Origin of the sequence: Microbacterium paulum, assembly GCF_015707995.1 — a bacterium.
GTDB classification, from domain to species: Bacteria; Actinomycetota; Actinomycetes; order Actinomycetales; family Microbacteriaceae; genus Microbacterium; species Microbacterium paulum.
The window spans coordinates 1-1,518 of record NZ_JAAGRY010000121.1; the positions used below are offsets into that span (position 1 = coordinate 1).

At 73.6% G+C, this 1,518-nt stretch carries 2 protein-coding genes and 1 pseudogene; 1 reads left to right on the plus strand and 2 read right to left on the minus strand.

Translation table 11 applies throughout. The features are described 5' to 3' along the window. A partial coding sequence (locus tag G3N18_RS16245) for a sigma factor-like helix-turn-helix DNA-binding protein (RefSeq protein ID WP_268932625.1) occupies window positions 1-309 on the minus strand: 309 nt, incomplete at its 3' end. 92 nt (window positions 310-401) lie between these two features. Continuing rightward, a pseudogene (locus G3N18_RS16530) lies at window positions 402-572 on the minus strand (sigma factor); the annotation flags it as partial. Between the two features lie 91 nt (window positions 573-663). On the opposite strand from G3N18_RS16530, the gene G3N18_RS15710 reads away from it, so the two are divergent. Further along, the gene (locus G3N18_RS15710; protein WP_196385180.1) at window positions 664-1,404 is read left to right on the plus strand and encodes an SDR family oxidoreductase; all 741 of its coding nucleotides are present in this window, start codon (window positions 664-666) and stop codon (window positions 1,402-1,404) included. The last annotated feature ends 114 nt before the right edge of the window (window positions 1,405-1,518 follow it).

Genomic DNA, 1,518 nt, shown 5'->3' on the forward strand with positions numbered 1-1,518 from the left:
GAACGCCGCGACGACGGCGCGGTGGCGCTCGACCGGGACGGCGACGGCGCGGCGGGAACCCACCTGCGCTCGCGCCGACGCACCGAGCTGCCGGCACGCCGCGGGCGTGCGGTCGACGACCGTCGCGATCTCGGCGTAGGGCATCGCGAAGGCGTCGTGGAGGACCAGAACGACCCGCTCCGCGGGTGTCAGCGTCTCGAGCAGCAGCAGAAGCGCCGTCGACACGCTCTCGGTGCGTGCAGCGACCTCGACCGGGTCGGAGTGATCGCCGACGGGCCAGCGACCCCCGGGTACCGGTTCGGCAGCCATTCGCCGACGTAGCGCTCCCTCCGGACTCGCGCCGACCCGAGCACGTCGAGGCAGATCCGCGCCGTCGCGCGCATCAACCAGGCGCCAGGCGAACGGATCCCGTCACGCTCGACCGGATCGAGTCTGATCCAGCGCACATAGGCCTCCTGCACGGCATCCTCCGCGTCCGCCGTCGTGCCGAGCATCCGGTACGCGGCAGACAGCAGCACACGGCGATCCGCCGGGTCGATCTCGGCGACGCGCGCCTCCTGTGGCACCGGCATCCCGCGCTCCCCTCGTCTCACCTCACATTCTGTCGCGCTGCGTCGTCAGTGAGATGACCGCACGCACAGCACGATCGGAAAGGATGCACGCATGAGGATCGCCATCGCTGGAGGAACCGGCACCGTCGGACGGCTCGTCACACGGGAGGCCGAGCGACGTGGGCACGACGCCGTTGTGCTCGCGCGCTCCGTCGGGGTGGATCTCGTCACCGGGGAGGGGCTCGCCGGCGCGCTCGACGGCGCCGACGCGGTGATCGATACGACGAGCATCGGCACGCTGCGCGCGAAGGATGCCACGGTGTTCTTCCGCGCGGCTTCCGGCGCACTCCTCGCCGCCGCCGCGCAGGCCGGTGTCGGGCACGCCCTCCTGCTGTCGATCGTCGGCATCGACCGCATCCCGCACGGGTACTATGCCGGCAAGCTCGCGCAGGAGGAGGAGTACGCCCGGTCGCGCGTGCCCGTGTCGCTCGTCCGCGCGACGCAGTTCCACGAGTTCGCCGGTCAGGTGGCGGCGCAGGCGCGGTTCGGTCCCGTCCAGCTCGCCCCGCGGGCGCGCGTGCAGCCGATCGCGGCGGATGACGTGGCGACGCACCTCGTCTCCCTCGCGGAGGGCGAGCCGCAGGGGCGGAGCCGCGACATCGCCGGGCCGCGGGAGGAACGGCTCTCGGAGATGGTGCGAGAGTGGGAGCGCCACGCCGGCCGCCGCGGACCGGTCTGGGCCATCGACCTCCCGTCCGCCCAGATGCGCGGGATGCGGCGCGGACTCGCGCTCCCCGGCCCGGACGCGCTCGTGCTCGGCCCGCGCTTCAGCGACTGGCTCCGTCGCCAGTAGCCGCCCGGCGCGGACGGTCTGCCGGCGACGGCGGTGCCCGGCGCAGGCGATCTGCCGGGGGGAAGGCGGATGCCGGTGGATTCAGCCTGCGCTGGGCAGGTCGCCTGCGCTCGG